Here is a 21,164-nt window from a genome sequence, read left to right on the forward strand (position 1 = left end):
AAGCAAGGCTGCAACGTTCTCAACAGAACGTGTCAGATTTTTTCACCGAGGGTTGCAGTTTTGTCGATCTCATTCGTCTTTAGATGTGAGGCAACCATGATTTCGGGACAGTCCACGAAAAGGAGCATTCACATGTACAACCCGCAACAGTCGCTATCGGCGCCGCCCGCCCCTGGCCAGGCCGCCGCCCACCAGGAGGAACGCGTGGGCAACGAACAGATCCGCGAGCTGCTGCGCGCCTACGGCCTGCGCACCAGCCTGATCCGCCTGAAGGTCATCGACGCGCTGCACACCGCCGGGCGCAATGGCCGCAGCATCGGCGTGCGCGGGGTGCATGCGCAACTTGAGCAACTGGATATTCCACTTTCGTTCCTGAGTGTGCGCGAGGTGCTCAAGCGCCTGTGCAGCGAAGGCGTCATCAGCCTGGGCAGCGACAAGTGCTACAGCCTGAACCCCCAGGCCTGGGCCGTGCTCGAGCAACCCGCCTCGCGTTGAGCGCCTGGCCGGCAAGGATATGCCGGCCCGCCCGTTTCAGGGCTTGACCTTGCGCCGCAGGATACCGTTGATCACCACCACGACCACCGCGATGGCGATAGCGATGTACTGGAATGTCTGCTCGCTGATAGTGCCCTGCTTCTGCAGGTAGCTTAGGCCGAGCATGATCCCCAGGACCACCAGGATGATCAGGATCGAGTATTTGAGGCGCTGCACGTGGGTCATCGGTAATTCCTTGCGACATCGGGGACATGAGGCTCCAGCGGAGCCGACGCCATGATACCTCGCCCGCTTTACCCGCGCTGAAGTTCCTGCCCGCCGCCATTCCCGGCACGCCCCTCCTCCAGGCCCAACCGCATCGCCCCGGGATATGCCTTTGCGCCTACGCTTGGGTCATCCACCCAAACCGCCATCATGGAACCCCTTCACTAGACGGTTTGGGGCCTGCAGCCAAAGGGCGGAGGCGTTTCCTACTTCACGCTATCAGGTTACCTGCAAACAACAGGCAGCTGCGACTACAAGCTCCGGTCCGCTTCGCACCTAGCGACCCTTTCCGCTGCTGTTCGAAAATCGGACCACGCCACCCGTGGCCCACCACGCCGCAGCCATTCGGGCCTCGGCGCCTGCCAAACCTACATGACGGAAGGAACCATTTCGTGGAACAGCCAGACCTGAGCAATATCGACATCACCCAACTGCCTCAATCGCTGCAGGCGCTGATCGAGTGCGTAGGCCTGGACAGCGCCTACCGCCTGACCTGCGTATTCGGCGGCCGCCCCAAGTACATTCCCAAGCATCGTGACCGCAGCAAGCTGGCCGACGTGCTGCCAGCCAAAGCACTCGATGCGCTGATCGAGCGCTACGCCGGCCTGGCCCTGGAAATCCCCAAGCCCGATCACTTCCAGCGCCAGTTGCGCAACCAGCAGATCCAGAAGGAAAGCGCCAGCGGGCTGTCGCGCAGCCTGCTGGCCAACAAGTATGGTTTGAGCCTGCGGCAGATCGGCAACATTCGTCGCCAGGAGTGCCATGCCCGCTGAGCAGGCACTCCACCTGGTTTAGAAATCGCGCTTGTAGAAGATATCCAGCGAACTGGCCAGGCCGCTGGCGGCCTCGAGGTAGACCTTCTTGCTGAGTTTGTAGCGCAAGGCGATGGTGTTGGCGGGCTCGAACACGCCGACGCCATAGCGCAGGCTGAGCCGCTCGGTGAGGTTGCCGCTGGCCACCACGCTGGTCTTGTTGCCCGTGCCCTGGGTGTCGAGTTGGAAGTCGTCGATGCCCAGATTGGAAGCCAGGCCGCCGGTGAGGCCGGCACTGCCCATCAGGCCCAGGCCCAGCGCCGCCTCGGCGAGCATGTTGTTGTCCTCGCCGGAGCTGTTCAACGGACGGCCCAGCACCAGGTAGGACAATGCCTGCTCCTGGCTCATCGCCGGCTCCGAGAACACCTTGGTGGTCGGCTGCTCGGCACTGCCGCTCAGGCGGATGCCGGCAATCACGTCATCGACCTGGCGGATGGCCTCGATGTCCAGGTACGGCTGGTCGATGGGCCCGGCGAACAGTAAGCGAGCGCGGCGGATGGTCAGGTTCTGCCCGTATTGCCGGTAGCGCCCGTCAGCCAGGCTCAGTTCACCGCGCGTGTCGAGGTTATCGCCGATATGCACATGCCCCAGCAGGTTGGCGGTGAGGCCGAAGCCCTTGAACGACAGTTTTTCGCTGCCGACCTCGACATCGATGTCCATGGCCACCGCCATCGGCGGCGTGCCCTGTTCGGTCTGGTGACCGACGATCACCGTGTCATCCGAGACCTTGACCGTCGACGGCGGCAGTTCGCGCACGGTGATCTTGCCTTTGGGCACCAGCACCTTGCCGGTCACCGCCAGGCGCTCGTCCAGCAGACGGATGGTCAGGTCGGGCGCCACTTCCAGCGCTGCGTACGGCTCGACGCTGACCGGCAGCTGCTGGCCCTGCAGGCGCAGGTCCATGCCCAGCGCCTGTCCCCAGGTGAGGTGACCGGCCAATTGCCCACGGCCAGCGGCGCCGCTGCGCCAGTTGCCGTTCAACTGCACCTGCTCGCCGGCGATCAGTGCCTGCAGCGACAGGTCCTCGAGACTGATCGGCAGTTCCGCGCCGCTGACTTCGCCGCCGCTCAAGGCCAGGTTGCCATTGACCTGGGGTGCGAGCAGGCTGCCCGACAGGCGCCCGCTGCCGTTGAGCTGGCCGGCCAGACGCTCGACCATGGGCAGGAACGGGCGGATGACCGAGAGATCGAGCCCGGCCAGGCGGAAGTCGCCGGACAACGGCTTGTTGCGGCCCAGCGGGTCGATGCGGGCACTCAGGTTCACCTCGCCCAGGCGCTCGCCACGGAAATCCACGCGGGTGTCGACCCGGCGCGGCGCCAGGGTGCTGTCCAGGCGCAACACCTGGTAGGGGAAATCGATCCAGCGGTCCTTGTCGCGCACGCGCAGGGTACCGCCGCCGGCATCGATGCGGATGCTGCCCTTGGGTCCGCTGGCCGGGATATCGAGGTTGATGTCGGCGTTGAGCAGGCCCTGCCAGGCGAAGTCCTTGGGCAGCCACTGCGCCAGGCTATCCAGCGGGAACTGCTTGAGGTGGTAACGCAGGCGCGGCTCCGGCGCCAGGCGCTGGTCTTCGCCGCACAGGCTGGCCTGGCCGGAACGCCAGCAGTGGGCGCCAAAGTCGAGCTGGCCGCTGGCCAGGCGCTGCAGACGCGCCGGCGCCTGCAGCTGCCAATCCTGGCCGCCGGCCTGGATGCGACCGCTGGCCAGGCGACCCCGCCAGTCGCCCTTGCTCAAGGCGCCGTCCAGCGCCAGGTCGAGCTTGAGTTGCGGGCCGTCGAGCGCCAGCGTCGCAGCCTGCTGGCGGATATCGCCCTTGCCTTGCACGTCGAGGCTGCCCAGGGCGGTGTCCCCCAAACGGATCCCGCCGGCCTTGAGCGCCAGTTGGCCACGCTGGGCGTTGTCCAGCCGTGCGTCCAGGTCCACGCGCTGCACACGGTTGTCGGCCTGGCCCAGTTGCTGCCCCTGCAGGGCCAGGGTGCCCTGGGGCGCAGCCAGGGTTCCGGCCAAGTCCAGGCGGCCCTTGGCCTGCCCTTGCAGTTGAGGCCAGAGCTGACCCAGGCGCGGCAGGTCGAGGTCGATGCGCCCGGATAGGCGTTGCTGCAGACTGGCGCTGCCGGTGATGCGGTTGTCTCCCAGCTGTACCGCCAGTCTACCCAGGGTCCAGCGCTCGCCGGCGCCCTCGGCGTCTACCTTGACCAGCGCCGGCTGGCCACGCAAGCGGCCCTTGAGGTCCAGTTGCGCCTTGAGCGCCAACTGCTCGTGCTTGAGCTCGCCCTGGCTGCGCAGCGGACCGGCCAGGGTGCCCGGCAGCTCCGCCAGCCAATAGGCCGGATCCAGCGCCGACAATTGCAGGTCGACATCCCAGGCCAGGGTGTCGGCAAAGCGCAAGGCGACACTGCCCGCGGCCTTGCCCTGCCCCGCGCTGAGCAGCAGCTGCGGCAGGCGTACCTGGCCCAGGTCGCCCTCGAACGGGCTGGCCAGGGTGAAGGCCCCCGCCGGGCCGTCCAGATCGCCGTTGAACGCGCCCTTGTAGTTACCGCCGCGGTACTGCACCTGGGCGTTGAAACGCTTGAGGGTGACCTGGGGCGCCTGCTCCAGCGGATACAGGCGCAACCAGGGGAAGTCCAGCCAGTCGAGGCTGGCGTCGGCGCTCAGGTCCTGCTGCCAGTCGGCGCTGGCCTGCAGCTTGAGGCGCTGCGTGTCACTGGCATTGAGGTCAAGGGCATCGATTCGGGCGCCCTTGGCGTCCACCTTGCCGGCCAGCACCAGGCCCACCGGCCCTTGCTCGGCGGGCAAGGTGGCGGAGCCTGAGAGTTGATAACCCTTGAGCAGGTCGCCCTGGGCGTCAAGCTTGAGCTGGTCCAATTGCAGGGTGTCGGGCAACTCGCCGGCCGGCTTGAAAGCCTGCGAACGGATGCTCAGGCGGGCCGGCAAATGCTCGGCCAGGGCCTGCAATTCGCCGTTCAGCCGGGCGTCCAGGTAGCCGCTGCTGGTGGCCTCGATGACGAGGGTCTTCTGCAGCTCGCCCTTGGCGTTCAAGGCCAGTTGCCACGGCTTGCCATCCACCGTCGGCAGTTGCAGCGTGCCCTGCAGCTGCAGTGGCCAGTCACCCCGTGGCGTCAGGTCACCTTGAACGTCCAGGTGCAGATCGTCTCGGCGCAGTTGCAGGCTGTCCACCCGCAGCCCGCTGGCGGTCCAGTGGGCCGCCAGGCTCAGGTCGCCCAGCAGGTCGCTGCCATCCAGGCGCAACTGGCCAACCTTGACCTCGCCCAGCTCGATGGCCAGCGGCAGGTTCAATGCTGGCAATTGCAGCGGACCGCTGTCGGGCTGGTCTTCGCCCGGCGCAAAGGCCATGTCGATGCGCTCGGCCTGCAAGCGTTCGACGCACAGGGTCGCACGCAGCAGGCAGGCCGGCGACCAGGCCAACTGCGGCGCCAGCAGCTCGACCCGATCGTCGCCAGCAGACCAGCGCAACAGGCTGGCCTGCCAGTTGCCGCCAAGGCGGCCGGTAAAATCGCTGACCTCGAGCCCCGGCACCCGCGCCAGCGCCCAGCGGCTGCCCGCCTGGGTGCCGAGCACCAGCCCCAGCGCCAGGACGATCAGCACCAGCAGGCCCGCCAGTACCAGCAGGATCGGTTTGAACACACGCATCAAAGCTCGGGCCCCATGGAGAAGTGCAAGCGAAAACCACCGTCGTCATCCAGTGCGCGGGCCAGGTCCAGGCGCAGTGGCCCCACCGGCGACACCCAGCGCACGCCGATGCCGACGCCGGTCTTGAGGCTGGGAAACTCCAGCGAGTTGAACGAGTTGCCTTGGTCGACGAAGGTCGCCAGGCGCCACTTTTCCGCGATCGAGTACTGATACTCGGCACTGCCGGCCACCAGGTAGCGGCCGCCGATGCGGTCGCCCTGGTTGTTCTTCGGCGACAGCGACTGGTAGTCGTAGCCGCGCACGCTCTGGTCGCCACCGGCGAAGAAGCGCAGCGACGGCGGGATGTTCTGCTGGTAGCCGTTGGTGGCGCTGCCGCCGAACTGCACGCGACCCAGTAAACGATGGCGCTTGCCCAGCGTGGTCAGGCCCTTGAGCAGCACGTTGCCATGGATCAGGTTGGTATCCGAACCCAGGCCCTCCTTGGCCGCCTGCAGGTCGAACTGCAGGCGGTAGCCGTTGTGCGGATCGATGCGGTTGTCGCTGCGCAGGTACGAAAAGCTGACACCCGGCATCAACAGGTTGCTCAGCCCCGAGTCGTCGCCCAGGCGGTACTCCTCACGCTGGTACTTGAGCGAGATCACGCGCTGCCAGCCACTGGGCAGCTTGCTGTGCCACTCGGGGCCGACGGTGAGCAGCTTGCTCAAGGTGTCGGTACCGGAAATCTCCTCGTTCTGGTAGCCGCCAGCGAAGCGCAGCTTGTCGGTGAGCGGCGGATCCAGCGGGACGTCATACCACAGCCCGACGTTCTGCCGGGGCGCCGACAGTTCGGTTTCCCAGCCGTAGCTGTGGCCCTGCGGGTTCACCCAGTGACGGGTCCAGTTGGCCTTGCCACGCGGCCCGACGTCGGTGGAAAAGCCCAGGCCCAGGCCCAGGGTACGCGGCTTGCGGGTATCGAGGCGCACGTCCACCGGAATGTCCTCGCCCACCGCGGCGGTGGGCGCGGCATCCACCCGCACGCTGTCGAAGTAGCCGCTCGATTGCAGGTCGTTGTTGAGTTCGGCGATCAGCTCTGAGTCATAGGGGGTACCGGGCTTGAACGACACCATGCGCTGCAGCAGGTCGTTGTCCAGCGGCGCGTCGCCGCCGAAGGTCACCGCGCCGAGACGGTAGCGCGGGCCGCTCTGGTAGACCAGCTCGATGTCGGCCACGCCGGCCTGCGGGTCCACCGCCAGGCGCTGGCGCTCGAAGCGCCCGGCGAAGAAGCCGTAGCGCGACGCCTGGTTCTGGATCAGCCGCTTGGCATCCTCGTAGGTGCCGTGGTTGAGCTGCTCGCCCGGGCGCAGCGCCTTGCTGTCGGGGATGCGAAAGACCTTGAGCTCGCTGGCCGGCCCGTCGATGCGCACGGTCACGTTGCGCAGACGCACAGGCTCGCCGGGCTCGACCCGGATGATCAATTGCGCGGGTTTGTCCTTGTCGCCTGCGGGCTTGACCTCGGTGTCGACCCGCGCCTGGTAGTAGCCAAGGGCCTGGGCCGCCTTGCGCGTCTGCTCCTCGGCGCCCCGGCTGAAACGCAGCAGCGCTTCTTCGTCGCGGTCGCCCAGGCTGCCGATATACCCTTCGATATTGGACTTGAGCGCCTTGTTGGCGGGTTTGACCCGCACCAGCAATTCGCTCTGCGCCCATGCCATGGAGCTGGCGGCCAGCAACAGCAGGCCCCAGCCAAGTCTTCCTGAATACGTCATGCGCGGCATGCTACCAGAGCAAAGGGGTCAAGAGGGCTGTCGGCAAACGCCTGTCACAGGTTCGTCACCCTCGACGAGCGCGGATTGGGATGGAAGAACACCCGTTCGCGGATCGGCCCTACGGCGATCTCGCCGATCTCCTCATAGCCCTGGCGCTGGTAGAACGCCAGGTAGTGCGCATTGCCGGTGTCCAGCACCACACCCTCGGTGCTGGCGTCCTCCGCGCACCAGTCGTGCACGGCCTGCAGCAGTTGCTCCCCATAATGCTGGCCCTGGAACTGCGGGTGCACGCCCAGCAACGGCAGGACGTGGACATTGTCGCCCGGCAGGCAGCCGGCCAGCGCGGCCTGGTAGTCCAGGTAGCGCCGGGTACAGCGCAGGCCGGTACCGAGGATCATGCGCAGGCGCCAAGCCCAGCTGTCGGCCACGCCCAGGCGCCGCTGCGGCGGCACGATCAGCGCCAGGCCGATCAGGCGGTCCTCCAGCAGCAGGCCGATCGCCGGCAGTTGCAGATAGAAGTGCTGGCGCACCCACTCGCGCACCATCACCCGCAGGCGGCGCTCGTAGCCGGGACGCTGGCCCTCGAACAGCCAGGCAAAGGTCGGCTCGTGACGATAGGCATGGTAGAGCAGCGAACGCGCCTCACGGGCGTAGCCGGCGTCGAGCAGGCAGGTCCGGGCCGGGGCGGCGATGACGTCGGGCATTGCGGGCAGTCCTCCTGGAATGGGCGTACAGTGCCTTGGAGCCAGATTCCGGCGCTGGGTTCACCTCCTCCAGCACGTTAGCAGCGCCCGCCGCGCGGCGCCATGCTGGCCGTGGCCGGCGATGTCGGCTAGCATCCGTGGCTTTTTACCAGGATCATCTTTCCATGAAGATCGTCTCGTTCAACATCAATGGCCTGCGCGCCCGTCCGCACCAGCTGGCGGCGCTGATCGACAAACACCAGCCGGACGTGATCGGCCTGCAGGAAACCAAGGTCAGCGACGATCAGTTCCCGTTGGCCGACGTCGAGGCGCTCGGCTACCACGTGCATTACCACGGCCAGAAAGGCCACTATGGCGTCGCCCTGCTCTCGCGACAGGCGCCGCTGTCGTTGTCCAAGGGCTTCGCCGGCGATGAAGAGGACGCCCAGCGCCGCTTCATCTGGGGCACCTTCGCCGATGCCGACGGCACGCCGATCACCATCATGAACGGCTACTTCCCCCAAGGCGAAAGCCGCGACCACCCCACCAAGTTCCCGGCCAAGCAGCGCTTCTACAGCGACCTGCAGGCCCTGCTCGAAGGGCAGTTCAAGAATGACCAGCCCGTCGTGGTGATGGGCGATCTGAATATCTCGCCCCAGGACTGCGACATCGGCATCGGCGCGGACAATGCCAAGCGCTGGCTGAAGACCGGCAAGTGCAGCTTCCTGCCCGAGGAGCGCGAGTGGATGGAGCGGCTCAAGGGCTGGGGTCTGGTCGACAGCTTCCGCCACCTGCACCCGGAAGTGGCCGACCGCTTCAGTTGGTTCGACTACCGCAGCCGCGGCTTCGAGGACGAGCCCAAGCGCGGCCTGCGCATCGACCTGATCATGGCCTCCCAGGGCTTGCTGCCACGGGTCAAGGCCGCCGGGGTCGACTATGAACTGCGGGGGATGGAGAAGCCTTCGGACCATGCGCCGATCTGGCTTGAGTTGGCTTGAGTTCAGCCGTTAGCGCTTTACCGTAGCCTTGCAGCGCTCTCGAGATCGAGCGCCGCCCGCGCGGCACTCGATCTCATAGGCGCCACACCTATCCCGTCAGACACTTGTTACAAAACCACCCTTAAACATCGCCTCGTTCATTTCGTCCATCAGCACGAACTCCCGCTGTCTGCCCAGCAACCCTGAACAAGGCTTCCCCATGACCGCACCCCTGAACCGCCTCACCCTGGCCGCCCTGCTGGTCGCCTGCAGCCTGCCGGCCCTGGCCGCGGCGCCCGCGCACAAACCCGGCACGGTGTTCCGTGACTGCGCCAAGACCTGCCCGGAAATGGTGGTGCTGCCCGCCGGCAGTTTCATGATGGGCACCCCGGATGACGAAAAAGGTCGCCAGGACGACGAGGGCCCACTGCACGAAGTGACGTTCAAGAACGCCTTTGCCGTCAGCCGCTACCAGATCACCAACGGGGAATGGAAGGCCTACCTCAAGGCCAGCGGCTACAAGGTCCCCAACGGCGACACCCGCCCGGGCCGCGAGTGCATCGCCGGCGTGCCGCGCTACCAGCAGGGCGACCGCCAGCCCGCCGTGTGCCTGAACTTCCACGAGGCCGAGGCCTACGCCTCGTGGCTGTCGAAGAAGACCGGCAAGGTCTACAAGGTGCTCAGCGAATCCCAGCGCGAATACGCCGTGCGCGGCGGCAGCACCGGGCCGTTCCCCTTCCCGCTCGATGACAACGACGAGCAGAAGTACCAGATCTCCAAGCACGCCAACACCTACGGCCCCACGGACGGCTTCTCCTTCACCTCGCCCGTCGGCAGCTTCCCGCCCAACGCCTACGGCGTCTACGACGGCCACGGCAATGTCTACGAATGGACCCGCGACTGCTACGTCGACAGCTACGCCACCGCCCCCACCGACGGCAGCCCGCAGACCAACAGCAGCGAATGCGAGGACCGCCGGGTGATCCGCGGCAACGACTACACCGAGGCACCGATTTTCTCCCGTTCGGGCAACCGCAACGAGCGCAGCTCCACCTTGCGCGGCGACTGGATCGGTTTCCGTGTCGCCCGCGAGCTGTAACGCCCGCCCTGCCTCCGGCGCCCCGGCGCCGGATCCGCCTCGCCACTAAATCCGCGCAAAACCCTCTCGTCTACCAAGATCAGGGCCTGGTCCGCCGCCCTGCGCCAACGAATACTCACGAGATGACTCCATGACGTCCACGACCCCCAGCCTCGCCCAGGAAACCCTGCGGATACTCAAGCCGTTCTGGATGCTGGTCGCGCTTTCGGCGGCCCTCGGCGTGGTCAGCGGCCTGAGCGTCACCGCCCTGCTGGCCACCATCAACAGCGCGATGAACGCCGCAGGCGGGCCGGACACCCGCACCGCCCTGCTGTTCGGCGGCCTGTGCCTGCTGACCCTGGCCTGCTCCACCGGCTCGAACCTGCTGACCAACTACGTCGGTCAGAAGGTGGTGGCGCGCCTGCGCCGCGAGCTGGCCGCCAAGGTGCTGGTGGCGCCGATCGCGCAACTGGAGCGCTACCGCGCCCACCGCCTGATCCCGGTGCTGCTCAACGACGTCAGCACCATCAGTGCCTTCGCCCTGTCGGTGGCGCCGATGGTCATCGCCTTCACCGTCACACTCGGTTGCCTGTCCTACCTGGCGCTGTTGTCCTGGCAAATCCTGCTGGTCACCGTGCTGACCGTGGTGATCGGCACCGGCGCGCAGTTCCTCGCCCACCGTTGCGGCATGAAGAACATCCTTACCGCGCGCAACAACGAGGACGAGCTGCAGAAGCACTACCAGGCCCTCTCTGGCGGCGCCAAGGAACTGCGTATCCAGCGCAAACGCCGCCAGCACATGCACGACCAGCTGATCCACGGTGCCACCGAGCGCATCAGCAAGGCCAACATCCGCGCGGCGAACATCTTTGTCAGCGCCGAGACCTTCGGCTCGATGCTGTTCTTCGCGGTGATCGGCATCGCCATCGCCTTCCAGGCCCTGTGGCCGAGCACCGACCGCACCGTGCTGGGCGGCTTTGTGCTGGTGATGCTGTATATGAAGGGACCACTGGAACAACTGATCAACAACCTGCCGAGCATCAGCCGGGCGCAGATCGCCCTGCGCCGCATCGCCGAGTTGTCCCAGCGTTTCTCATCGCCCGAGCCGCACCTGCTGGTCAGCGACCGCGTACCGCAAGTGACCGAGGTCGCCTCCATCGAACTGCGCCAGCTGCGCTACGACTATCCCCAAGTCGAGGGCAGCCAGCCGTTCCATCTCGGCCCGGTGGACCTGACCATCCGCCAGGGCGACATCGTCTTCATCGTCGGCGAGAACGGTTGCGGCAAGACCACCCTGATCAAGCTACTGCTGGGCCTGTACACCCCACAGCAGGGCGAGGTCCGCCTCAACGGCGAGACGGTCACGCCGCAGCACCTGGACGACTACCGCCAGCTGTTCACCACCATCTTCGCCGACTACTACCTGTTCGACGAACCCTTGCCGGGCCTCGCCGAGCTGCCACCGGAGGCCGCCAAGTACCTCGAACGCCTGGACATCGCGCACAAGGTCGGGATCCGCGACGGCAGCTTCACCACCACCGACCTGTCCACCGGCCAGCGCAAGCGCCTGGCGCTGATCAACGCCTGGCTCGACCAGCGTCCGGTGCTGGTGTTCGATGAATGGGCCGCCGACCAGGACCCGGCCTTCCGCCGGGTGTTCTACACCGAGCTGCTGCCGGAGCTGAAGCAGCAGGGCAAGACCATCATCGTCATCTCCCACGACGACCGCTACTTCCCGGTGGCCGACCAGCTGGTGCGCATGCACAGCGGCAAGATCCTGGTGGAGCGCAACCAGGAACCCGCCCTGCCCGCCTGACGCCCTCTCACGGGCGGCGCCCTGGCGCCGCCCGCCGCTTAAATTCTCCGTCGCACCGCTCGTTCCCCTATTGCCGCACGCCGAATCAACCCTGCCCACAGGGAAGTCGCAGGTCACGCCTCTACCAACCGTAATAATTATTTTTCCGGTTTTGGCATTCGCATGCGTCCTACTCGCAACGGAATAATTTTCATTTACTTTGCGTACCTTGAGCCAGAGCATAAAAATGCCAATACCAGCCAACACCCTGACCCCTTTGAGCAAAGCGTTGATGCTTCGCCGGATGCTGCGCTCTTCCCCGGCCATGGCCACCCTCGGCCTCGCCCTGTCCCTGCCGCTGGCCGCCCAGGTGCAGGCCCAGGAGCAGGACTTCGACATCCCGGCCCAGTCGCTGGCCAGTGCCCTGCAAGAGCTGGGTCGCCAGGGCAACCTGCAGGTGCTGTTCAGCCCCGAGACCGTCCAGGGTCTGCGCAGCAGCCCGGTCAAGGGCCGCTTCTCGCCAACCCAGGCAGCTGGGGAGCTGCTCCGGAACAGCGGGATTCGCTACAGCGTGCAGGACAACACGCTGATCATCAGCGGTGCGGCGGAGTCCGGCTCGGCCATGACCCTGGACGCTACCACCATCAACGGCCAGGTGCTGGGTGCCACCACTGAAGGTACCAACTCCTATACCACCGGTGCAGTGACTATTGGTAAGACCGCGCAGTCGCTGCGTGAAACGCCGCAGTCGGTGACAGTGGTCACCCGCAAGCTGATGGACGACAAGAACCTTGTGTCTCTGGACCAGGTGATGGCCCAGACCCCTGGCATCACCCGCGCTAATCGTGGTTATGGTAACCATCACTTCAGCTCTCGCGGGTTCGACCTCACCGACGAAAGCTATATGGTCGATGGCGTGCCCGGACAGGCTTATGCCTACACCGGCTGGATGACTCCGGATATGGCGATGTTTGATCGGGTCGAGGTCTTGCGCGGCGCTTCGGGACTGCTGGTGGGCGCGGGTAACCCTGGAGGAGCGGTCAACCTGGTACGTAAGCGTCCTACCAACGACCCACGCTTTTCGGTCATTACCCGCGCCGGATCATGGGACAACTATCGTCTGGACCTGGATGCCAGCGGCCGGCTAAACCCGGAAGGTACTTTACGCGGCCGTATGGTCGCCTCCTATGAAGACCGTGGCTACTTTACCGATGTCACCACGTCCAAGCGTCCTCTGCTGTACGGCATTGTCGAGGCGGATCTGAACGATGCCACCACCCTTGGAGTGGGGCTGCGCCGCCAGACTTCACGCATCGACGGCTACAGCGTGCTGGGCTTACCAAACAACCCCGATGGCAGTAACCCGCACCTCAAGCGCTCGACGTTTTTGGGCCAGGATTGGGCAAAGCTGCAAACCCGGACCGACGAAGTTTTTGCCGACCTCACCCACCGCTTCAACGAAAACTGGAGCGGCAAACTGGCGCTGTCCCACACCGAGAGCAGCTACAACCGCAGTGCCATCGAGTGGAGCGCGCGCGACACGCTTGAGTACGGCAGCCCAACAGGGCCTATGGTCAACGACGTCAACTATCACAAGTTCGACGCCACCTCCAACGCCGTTGATGGCCACCTGGACGGTGAATTCGAGGCTTTTGGCCTAAACCACACGGTGACCCTGGGCGCCAACTGGTCCAAGCGCAAGATGAACGACAAGGAAGCAGCCATCTATCTGGATAGCTCTATCCCGCTTGATGTTTACAACCCCGACCACAGCAACATACCTCAGCTCCCGCGTCAGGGCTGGGACTATAAAGACGATACCATCGACACCCGCTACGGCACCTACCTGAGCACGCGTCTGCGCATGACAAAGGACCTGAGCTTTGTACTGGGTGGGCGCCTGAGCTGGTACAAGACCGACGCATGGAACGGTCCACAGGTAACGACCAACCGCCAGGATCACGAATTCACGCCCTTTGTCGGCGCCATCTATGACCTGAACGACCAATGGTCTTGGTATGCCAGCTATGCGGATATCTTCCTGCCACAAGCAGGTTACCGCACAGTCGGTGGAAGCATGCTGGACCCTTCGGTTGGCTCAAACTATGAAACAGGTATCAAGGGAGAATTGTTCGACAAGCGCCTGAACGTGTCCTTCGCTGTGTTCTACATCGAGCAGGAGGACGTTGCGGTACAAGATGAACCAAACCGCGGCAATTGCCCAACAGATCCGGGCCTGCGCTGCTGGCTCAACAGCGACGGCATCAACCGCAGCAAGGGCTTCGAAGCGGAGGCCAGCGGTGAACTGCTGCCAGGCCTGCAGGTGGCTGCAGGCTACACCTACAACACCACCAGCTCCTCCGACGGCGGCCCGATCTCCGCGCAGACGCCGAAACACATGCTGCGCCTGAACACCAACTACACCCTGCCGGGCGAGTGGAGCCGCCTGAGCATCGGTGGCGGCGTCTCGGCGCAGAACTCCTACGTCGACAAGGGCAACGAAGCCTACAACAGCGGCCGGGCGATCTTCGACGCGCGCGCCGCCTACAAGCTCGACGAGCACTGGACCGTGGGCGTGGACGTCGAGAACCTGTTCGACCGCAAGTACTTCGACTCGATGGGCTACTGGACCCGCGGCACCACCTACGGTACACCGCGCAGCTACATGTTCACCCTGCGCGGCGACTTCTAAGTCCCGCGTTGCATGACCGGCGCCCCCTCCGGAGGGGGCGCTGTGCTTTCGGCGCCAGCCAGCGCCCCTGTTGTCTTTCCCCGCGCCTCACCGCACACTCGTCCCCGCCAGCCAGGAAGCGGAGTCCGCAGTGCCCACGACACGCCAGTTCAGCAAGAAGACCAGCACCAGCAACATGCTGCGGCTCAAGTCCGGTGACGCCGGCAGCCAGCGTCCCTATCGCGTGGACTTCGTCCTGCTCGAGCACTTCTCCATGGCCAGCTTCACCGTGGCGATGGACGTGCTGGTCACCGCCAACCTGCTGCGCGCCGACAGTTTCACCTCCACCCCGCTGTCGCTGGCGGGCGATCGCGTGCTCAGCGACCTGGGCCTGGAGCTGGTGGCCAGCCCGCTCGAACCGCGCAGCCTGCAGGACCTCGACCTGCTGGTGATCTGCGGCGGCCTGCGCACACCGCTGAAATACCCCGACCTCGACCGCCTGCTGGCCGACTGCGCCAGCCACGGCATGACCCTCGCCGGGCTATGGAACGGCGCCTGGTTCCTCGGGCGTGCCGGGGTGCTCGACGACTACGGCTGCAGCGTGCACCCCGAGCAGCGCGCCAGCCTGGCCGAGATCAGCCCGCAGACGCGCATCACCCCGGCCAGCTTCACCCTCGACCGCGACCGCCTGAGCGCCGCCAGCCCCAACGGCGCCATGGAGCTGATGCTCGGCCTGGTGCGGCGGCTGTACGGCGATGCCCTGGCCGAAGGCGTCGAGGAGATCCTGTCGTTCTCCGGAGCGCGCTATCGCCAGGTCGGGCCCGGGGCGAAGAAGTCCATGAGCCTGCACCTGCGCACCATCGTCGAGCTGATGGAGAACAACCTCGAGGAAACCCTGAGCCTCGATCAGCTGGCCGTCTACTCCGGGCGCTCGCGGCGGCAGATCGACCGGCTGTTCCAGGCCCAGCTGGGCACCTCGCCCCGGCGTTACTACATGGAACTGCGCATCACCAAGAGCCGGCGGCTGCTGCAGTATTCGGACCTGTCGGTGATGGAGGTGGCGGTGGCCTGCGGGTTCGTCTCGGTGTCGCACTTTAGCAAGTGCTATGCGGCGTATTTTGGTTATCCGCCGTCGCGGGAGCAGCGGCTGGGCGAGTGATCCGGCCCCGCGACAGGGCCGGAGCAGGCAACGGATCACCCCTGCTCATCCAGCAACGCCTGAATCACCCGCTCCTGCCCCGCGTAATCCCCCTCGCCAAAGTGCACATGACGCACCTGCCCCTTGCGATCGACAAAGTAATGCGCCGGCCAGAACTGGTTGCCCCAGGCGTTCCAGATCCGATAGCCATTGTCCACCGCCACCGGGTACCCGATCCCCAACTGCTGCACCTGTGCCCGTACATTGCGCACATCGCGCTCATAGTCGTACTCCGGCGTGTGCACCCCGACCACCACCAGGCCCTGCTCGCCGTAGCGCCGCGCCCAGTCGTTGACATGGGGCAGGCTGCGCCGGCAGTTGATGCAGTCGTAGGTCCAGAAGTCCACCAGCACCACTTTGCCCTTGAGCGCCGGGCCATCCAGCGGCGGCGAGTTGAGCCATTGCTCGGCCCCCGCCAACGACGGCATGGGACCGTAGCTGTCGCGGGCCAGCAGGTGGCCAGCCAGTCCCAGTCCGAGCAGGGCCAGGGCCACGCCGCCGGCCTTGAGCAGGCGGCGCTTGTCGCGCGCCTTAGTTGTCATGGCAACCACTGGTGGCGTAGGAGCGATACTCGACACTCTGCGGCTTGCCTTGGGAATCGAGGTAGTCCATGCGGGTCTGCACCGGTCCGCAGGCATTGCTGCGCTCGTCCTTGACCGACAGCACCTTCTTGACGTCCAGCCGGTCGCCGTAGCGGTATTGCATCACGCTGGCGTCATTGAGCGAGCTGCTGCTGGCCTGGGCAGCCAGGGAGCCAAGGCCGAGCACGGCGAACAGGGCGGCGCTGGCGAGGGTCTTGATAGTCATGGCGTGTCTCCTGATACGAGGTCTTGTGTGGGGAGGCTTCACTCCCCGGTCGAGAGCCATTTCACGCCTGCCAGGTATCCCGCTTGTGTCCGCCCAGTGCCCTTCGTGCTTGTTCCTGTATCTGTGCCGCCAACAGATACACTGCAATACAAACCTGGGCAGGCAAGTCCGGATCCGCTCGGTACACTGCGCCCATTCCCCACGTACAAGGACATCCCGATGGAACACGCCGATCACATCCTGGTCGTCGACGACGACCGCGAGATCCGCGAACTGGTCGGCAACTACCTGAAGAAGAACGGCCTGCGCACCAGCATCGTTGCCGATGGCCGGCAGATGCGCGCCTTCCTGGAAAACAACGCCGTCGACCTGATCGTCCTCGACATCATGATGCCCGGCGACGACGGCCTGCTGCTGTGCCGCGAACTGCGCGCCGGCAAGCACCGCAACACGCCGGTGCTGATGCTCACCGCGCGCAACGACGAGACCGACCGCATCATCGGCCTGGAGATGGGCGCCGACGACTACCTGACCAAGCCGTTCTCCGCCCGCGAGCTGCTGGCGCGGATCAACGCCGTGCTGCGCCGCACACGCATGCTGCCGCCGAACCTCACCATCAGCGAAAGCAGCCGGCTGATCGCCTTCGGCCAATGGCGCCTGGACACCACCGCCCGCCACCTGCTCGACAACGAAGGCACCCTGGTGGCGCTGTCGGGCGCCGAGTACCGCCTGCTGCGGGTATTCCTCGACCATCCGCAGCGGGTGCTCAGCCGCGAACAGTTGCTCAACCTCACCCAGGGACGCGAGGCGGACATTTTCGACCGCTCCATCGACCTGCTGGTCAGCCGCCTGCGCCAGCGCCTGGGTGACGACGCCCGCGAACCCACCTGCATCAAGACCGTGCGCAGCGAGGGCTACGTGTTCTCGCTGCCGGTACAGCTGCTGGGGTCGCCGGCATGAAATGGCCGCGCACCCTGGCCTCGCGCCTGGCCCTGATCTTCTTCACCGGGCTGGTGCTGGCCTACGGCCTGTCGTTCAGCCTGCAAGCCTACGAACGTTTTATCAGCAGCCGCTCGATGATGCTCAGCAACCTGGAGCTGGACGTCTCGACCTCGGTGGCCATCCTCGACCGCCTGCCCGCCGCCGAACGGCCGGCCTGGCTGTCGCGCCTGGAGCGGCGCACCTACCGCTACCGCCTGGACGGCGGCCTGCCCGGCGAAGCCATGCCCAGCGCCGACCCACCCATGGCCGCCGAATCCATCGTCAAGGCCATCGGCGACCGCTACGCCCTGACCTTCCAGGAGATTCCCGGCCCCAACGCGCACTTCCAGGCCCACCTGCGCCTGGCCGACGGCGCGCCGCTGACCATCGACGTCACCCCCGCCCCGGTACCGGTGGCCACCTGGCTGCCGGTGGTGCTGCTGATCCAGCTGGCGGTGCTGCTGGCCTGTACCTGGCTGGCGGTGCGCCTGGCCATCGGCCCGCTGACCCGCCTGGTCCAGGCGGTGGACAACCTCGATCCGAACAGCCCCGGCCCGCAGTTGGACGAAAGCGGCCCGCGCGAGGTGCGCTACGCCGCCGTGGCCTTCAACGCGCTGCAGGCGCGCATCGGCGCCTACCTCAAGGAACGCATGCAGCTGCTCGCTGCCATCTCCCATGACCTGCAGACGCCGATCACGCGCATGAAGCTGCGCGTCGAGCAGATGGACGACGGCCACGAGAAGGACAAGCTGGCGCACGACCTGGACGCCATGGAGCACCTGGTGCGCGAAGGCGTGGCCTATGCCCGCAGCATGGACAGCGGCACCGAGGCGCCATGCCGGGTCAACCTCGACGCCTTCCTCGACAGCCTGGTGTTCGACTACCAGGACAGCGGCGCCCGGGTGGACCGCCACGGCAGCGCCCAGGCTACCCTGCAAACCCGCCCCCATGCCCTGCGCCGGGTACTGGTTAACCTGGTGGACAATGCCCTCAAGTTCGCCGGCGCCGCGCAGCTCGAGGTGGGCTGCGAGAACGGCGTGACACTGATCCGTGTGCTCGATGATGGCCCGGGGATTCCCGAGGCGGAGCTCGACGACGTGCTCAAACCGTTCTACCGGGTCGAAGGCTCGCGCAACCGCAGCACTGGCGGCACCGGACTGGGGCTGGCGATCGCCCAGCAACTGACCCAGGCCATGGGCGGCAGCCTGACCTTGCGCAACCGCGCCGAAGGCGGGCTGTGCGCGCAGGTCGAGCTGCGCTGAAGCCACAACCGCGGTCTCATACAGGGATTGCGCAAAGCTTGGGGAGCGGCGACAACAAAGCAAGATCGTTCAAGCCACCCTCGGAGCTGTCTGTCATGCTGGCCTGCCCTGTCGATTCGTTGTCGTTCCCATGTCCAGCCCTCCGCTCGCCCGCCACGCCTTTCTCCATGGCGCCATCGCCATCCTGCCGCTGTCCCTGGCCGTCGCGCCTTGGGGCCTGCTGGCCGGCTCCATGGCCATCGAAGCCAACCTCAGCGCCTGGCAAGGCCAGGGCCTGTCGGCCATTGTCTTCGCCGGTGCCGCGCAACTGGTGGCCATCGGCATGCTCAAGGGCGGCGCCAACCTGCTGTCGATCCTGCTCACCACCCTGCTGCTGACCTCGCAACACCTGCTCTACGGGCTGTCCATGCGCCCGGTGATGTCCGGCTTGCCGACCCGCTGGCGCCTGGGCTTGGGCTTTCTGCTTACCGACGAGTTCTTCGCCCTGACCAGCCACCACGACCAGCAGCAGTTCAACCGCTGGTACGCCCTTGGGGTCGGCCTGACCTTCTACGTGGCCTGGAACCTGTTCACCCTCGCCGGCATCATCCTCGGCCAGAACATTCCACATCTGGACCAGCTGGGCCTGGACTTCTCCATCGTTGCCACCTTCGTTGCGCTGATCGCGCCGCTGGTGCGCAACCTGCCGACCGTGGTGTGCGTGGCGGTGTCGCTGTTCTGCTCGGTGCTGTTCAGCTACTGGCACTGGGAAACTGCCCTGGTGGCAGCCGGCCTGCTGGGCATGGCCGCCGGGTTCGTCTGCCAGAAATTCTCCGGAGGCCGCTCATGATCTGGCTGCTGATCGTCGCCATGGGCGCGGTGGTGTTTCTCAACCGCTACGCCTTCCTCGAACCACGCCTGCCGCTGCGCCTGAGCTCCAACGCGCGGCAGTTCCTCGGCTTCGCCGTGCCCGGCATGCTCACCGCGATCTGCGGGCCGATCATCTTCCTGCCCGGCCACCAGCTTGAGTTGAGCCCGCTCAACCCTTACCTGCTCGGCTCGGTGGTGGCGATCGCCCTGGTGCTGTTGACCCGCAGCGTATTGCTGAGCATGCTGGCGAGCATGCTGATCTTCTTCCTTCTGCGCAGCTGGCTGGCATGAGCACGCCCCTGCGCGAACAGGCCCACCTGTGGCAGGCGCCCGCCCTCGGCGACGTCGAGATGCTGCACGCCCGCTACATCCAGCAGCGCTTCGCCCCGCATGTGCACGAAGGCTACGTGTTCACCGTGATCGAGTCCGGCGCCCAGCGTTTCTGGCACCGCGGCAGCGAGCATTTGGCGCCGGTGGGCAGCATGGTGCTGATCAATCCCGACGAACTGCACACCGGCGCCACCGCCCACGAGGCCGGCTGGCGCTACCGTGGCTTCTACCCCGAGCACGAGCGGGTCAGCGGCGTGCTCGACGAACTGGAGCTTGGCCGCCACGGCCTGCCCCGGTTCAAGGACAGCGTGATCCAGGACCCGGCCCTGGCCGCCGCCTTCAGCCAGCTGCACAAGCTGTCCGAGTCCTGCGCCAGCGCCCTGGAGCAGCAGACCGCCTGGCGCCAGGCGGTACTGGCGCTGGTGCAACGCCACGGCCACTGCGCCGAACCCGCCGCCCCCGGCAACGAGCCACTGGCCGTGGCTCGTGCCCGCGAGCTGCTGGAGAGCCAACTGGCCGAGCCGCCCTCGCTGGAAGCCCTGGCGTCGGCGGTGAACCTGTCGCCGTTCCACTTCGCCCGGGTGTTCCGCCAGGCCACCGGCCTGCCGCCCCACGCCTGGCTCAAGCAGCGCCGCCTGGCCCGCGCCCGCGAGCTGCTGCGCAGCGGCCTGCCGGCACTGGAGGTCGCCGTGACCCTGGGCTTCGCCGACCAGAGCCACCTCAGCCGCCAGTTCAAGCAGGCCTATGGCGTTACGCCGGGGGCCTATCGCCAGGCCTGTCTGGGCCTGTAGCCGCGCCACGGTTCCAGGCCCCTGGCGTGGTGCCGGTCATGCCGCGGAAGAAGGCAATGAACGCACTGTCGCTGGCGAACCCCAGGTCGTCGGCGATAGCGCCCAGTGGCCGCTGCAATGCCAGCTGCTCCAGCGCACGCAACAGCCGCCACTGCTGGCGCCATTGCTGATAGGACATGCCAGTGTCCCGGCGCAGCAGGCGGCTGATGGTCTTCTCGCTGGCACCGACTTGTTGCGCCAGTTCACCCAACGCCGGCGGCAGGCGCTCGAGTCGCTCGACCAGCCCGGCCAGGCGCCTATCGCCAGGCAATGGCAGGAACATCGGTTGGTGAGGTGCAAGGCGCAACTCACCCAGACACAGCGCCAGCAAATGCGTTTGGTCGCCTTGGTCCCAGGCCGTGTCGAACGGCGCCTGGGCGATGCGTTCGAGCAGTTCGCGCAGCATCGGGTTGACGCTGATGATCGTCACCTCGTCGGGCAGCCCCACGCTGAGCGCGGTGCTGAAGTAGAGCGAGCGATAGTCCACCGTTTCGCGCATGCGCGCGCGGTGCTCCAGCCCTGCCGGAATCCACGCTGCCTGGGTCGGCGGCAACAGGCACAGGCGCCCGGGCGTCTGGATACGCACGCAGCCCTGACGGGTGAACAGCAGCTGTCCGCGGCCATGCCGGTGGCGCCCGGAGTCGTGGTCGCCCAGGGCCGAGCAGATGCCCACTACCGACGCATCGAATGCATCGGGATCGAAGTGGGCGTCGGGGGCTAACCAGGCCATGGCAGTAAT

The 21,164-nt window shown here is 66.2% G+C and carries 19 protein-coding genes; 12 read left to right on the forward strand and 7 right to left on the reverse strand.

Translation table 11 applies throughout. The annotated features are described in order from the left end of the window. Positions 1 to 132: 132 nt before the first annotated feature. Complete coding sequence (locus AC25ND_RS23080) at positions 133 to 495, forward strand: hypothetical protein (protein WP_062363250.1); 363 nt, start codon at positions 133 to 135, stop codon at positions 493 to 495. A gap of 36 nt (positions 496 to 531) precedes the next feature. Here AC25ND_RS23080 and AC25ND_RS23085 read toward each other — a convergent pair whose 3' ends face one another. Further along, the gene (locus AC25ND_RS23085) at positions 532 to 720 is read right to left on the reverse strand and encodes a hypothetical protein (protein WP_011533313.1); all 189 of its coding nucleotides are present in this window, start codon (positions 718 to 720) and stop codon (positions 532 to 534) included. 431 nt (positions 721 to 1,151) lie between these two features. On the opposite strand from AC25ND_RS23085, the gene AC25ND_RS23090 reads away from it, so the two are divergent. Further along, complete coding sequence (locus AC25ND_RS23090; RefSeq protein ID WP_069017617.1) at positions 1,152 to 1,532, forward strand: Mor transcription activator family protein; 381 nt, start codon at positions 1,152 to 1,154, stop codon at positions 1,530 to 1,532. 18 nt (positions 1,533 to 1,550) lie between these two features. Here AC25ND_RS23090 and AC25ND_RS23095 read toward each other — a convergent pair whose 3' ends face one another. From AC25ND_RS23095 to AC25ND_RS23105, 3 genes are read right to left on the reverse strand one after another with little or no spacing between them, the layout of a single operon-like run. Continuing rightward, complete coding sequence (locus AC25ND_RS23095; RefSeq protein WP_486972447.1) at positions 1,551 to 5,225, reverse strand: translocation/assembly module TamB domain-containing protein; 3,675 nt, start codon at positions 5,223 to 5,225, stop codon at positions 1,551 to 1,553. After that, positions 5,222 to 6,964, reverse strand: coding sequence for an autotransporter assembly complex protein TamA (locus AC25ND_RS23100; RefSeq protein WP_062363255.1), 1,743 nt, complete (start codon positions 6,962 to 6,964; stop codon positions 5,222 to 5,224). Before AC25ND_RS23100 ends, AC25ND_RS23095 begins: the two co-directional genes overlap by 4 nt. Before the next feature lie 53 nt (positions 6,965 to 7,017). Then, a complete protein-coding gene (locus tag AC25ND_RS23105) occupies positions 7,018 to 7,668 on the reverse strand; it encodes a GNAT family N-acetyltransferase (protein ID WP_028690734.1) in 651 nt (216 codons plus the stop codon). 164 nt (positions 7,669 to 7,832) lie between these two features. On the opposite strand from AC25ND_RS23105, the gene xthA reads away from it, so the two are divergent. From xthA to AC25ND_RS23130, 5 genes are all read left to right on the forward strand, one after another. Beyond that, on the forward strand, positions 7,833 to 8,645 hold the full coding sequence (gene xthA, locus AC25ND_RS23110; RefSeq protein WP_062363258.1) for an exodeoxyribonuclease III: 813 nt from the start codon (positions 7,833 to 7,835) through the stop codon (positions 8,643 to 8,645). Between the two features lie 199 nt (positions 8,646 to 8,844). Beyond that, positions 8,845 to 9,723 carry a formylglycine-generating enzyme family protein gene (locus AC25ND_RS23115; protein ID WP_062363260.1) on the forward strand — a complete coding sequence of 293 codons (879 nt, stop codon included), beginning with the start codon at positions 8,845 to 8,847 and terminating at the stop codon, positions 9,721 to 9,723. A 130-nt stretch (positions 9,724 to 9,853) separates the two neighbouring features. Continuing rightward, positions 9,854 to 11,518 (forward strand): cyclic peptide export ABC transporter, encoded by a 1,665-nt coding sequence (locus AC25ND_RS23120; protein ID WP_236179850.1) that lies wholly within the window; start codon positions 9,854 to 9,856, stop codon positions 11,516 to 11,518. Positions 11,519 to 11,744: 226 nt separating this feature from the next. After that, a complete protein-coding gene (locus tag AC25ND_RS23125) occupies positions 11,745 to 14,189 on the forward strand; it encodes a TonB-dependent siderophore receptor (RefSeq protein WP_062363266.1) in 2,445 nt (814 codons plus the stop codon). A 130-nt stretch (positions 14,190 to 14,319) separates the two neighbouring features. Further along, entirely contained in the window at positions 14,320 to 15,327 is a 1,008-nt protein-coding gene (locus AC25ND_RS23130) for a helix-turn-helix domain-containing protein (RefSeq protein ID WP_186595751.1), read from the forward strand. 35 nt (positions 15,328 to 15,362) lie between these two features. Here the strand turns inward: AC25ND_RS23130 and AC25ND_RS23135 are convergent, their stop codons facing one another. Together AC25ND_RS23135 and AC25ND_RS23140 are read right to left on the reverse strand one after the other, a co-directional pair. Continuing rightward, positions 15,363 to 15,878 carry a thioredoxin family protein gene (locus AC25ND_RS23135; protein WP_186595849.1) on the reverse strand — a complete coding sequence of 172 codons (516 nt, stop codon included), beginning with the start codon at positions 15,876 to 15,878 and terminating at the stop codon, positions 15,363 to 15,365. Between the two features lie 19 nt (positions 15,879 to 15,897). Continuing rightward, complete coding sequence (locus AC25ND_RS23140) at positions 15,898 to 16,173, reverse strand: DUF2790 domain-containing protein (RefSeq protein ID WP_028690727.1); 276 nt, start codon at positions 16,171 to 16,173, stop codon at positions 15,898 to 15,900. Between the two features lie 219 nt (positions 16,174 to 16,392). On the opposite strand from AC25ND_RS23140, the gene AC25ND_RS23145 reads away from it, so the two are divergent. The 5 genes from AC25ND_RS23145 to AC25ND_RS23165 all read left to right on the forward strand — a co-directional run bounded on the left by AC25ND_RS23145 (position 16,393) and on the right by AC25ND_RS23165 (position 20,386). Continuing rightward, the gene (locus AC25ND_RS23145) at positions 16,393 to 17,133 is read left to right on the forward strand and encodes a response regulator (RefSeq protein ID WP_062363268.1); all 741 of its coding nucleotides are present in this window, start codon (positions 16,393 to 16,395) and stop codon (positions 17,131 to 17,133) included. After that, positions 17,130 to 18,416: a sensor histidine kinase gene (locus AC25ND_RS23150; RefSeq protein WP_028690725.1), complete on the forward strand. Its 1,287-nt coding sequence runs from the start codon at positions 17,130 to 17,132 to the stop codon at positions 18,414 to 18,416. The genes AC25ND_RS23145 and AC25ND_RS23150 overlap by 4 nt, the downstream gene beginning before the upstream one ends. Before the next feature lie 130 nt (positions 18,417 to 18,546). Then, entirely contained in the window at positions 18,547 to 19,245 is a 699-nt protein-coding gene (locus AC25ND_RS23155; protein WP_028690724.1) for an AzlC family ABC transporter permease, read from the forward strand. After that, positions 19,242 to 19,556 (forward strand): AzlD domain-containing protein, encoded by a 315-nt coding sequence (locus AC25ND_RS23160; protein ID WP_062363273.1) that lies wholly within the window; start codon positions 19,242 to 19,244, stop codon positions 19,554 to 19,556. The genes AC25ND_RS23155 and AC25ND_RS23160 overlap by 4 nt, the downstream gene beginning before the upstream one ends. Continuing rightward, the gene (locus tag AC25ND_RS23165; RefSeq protein WP_186595749.1) at positions 19,553 to 20,386 is read left to right on the forward strand and encodes an AraC family transcriptional regulator; all 834 of its coding nucleotides are present in this window, start codon (positions 19,553 to 19,555) and stop codon (positions 20,384 to 20,386) included. The genes AC25ND_RS23160 and AC25ND_RS23165 overlap by 4 nt, the downstream gene beginning before the upstream one ends. Here AC25ND_RS23165 and AC25ND_RS23170 read toward each other — a convergent pair. Then, a complete protein-coding gene (locus AC25ND_RS23170) occupies positions 20,346 to 21,155 on the reverse strand; it encodes an AraC family transcriptional regulator (protein ID WP_051555678.1) in 810 nt (269 codons plus the stop codon). The two genes, AC25ND_RS23165 and AC25ND_RS23170, sit on opposite strands and share 41 nt — an antisense overlap. Positions 21,156 to 21,164 lie beyond the last annotated feature (9 nt).

Source organism: Pseudomonas sp. P110(2024) (assembly GCF_057480795.1).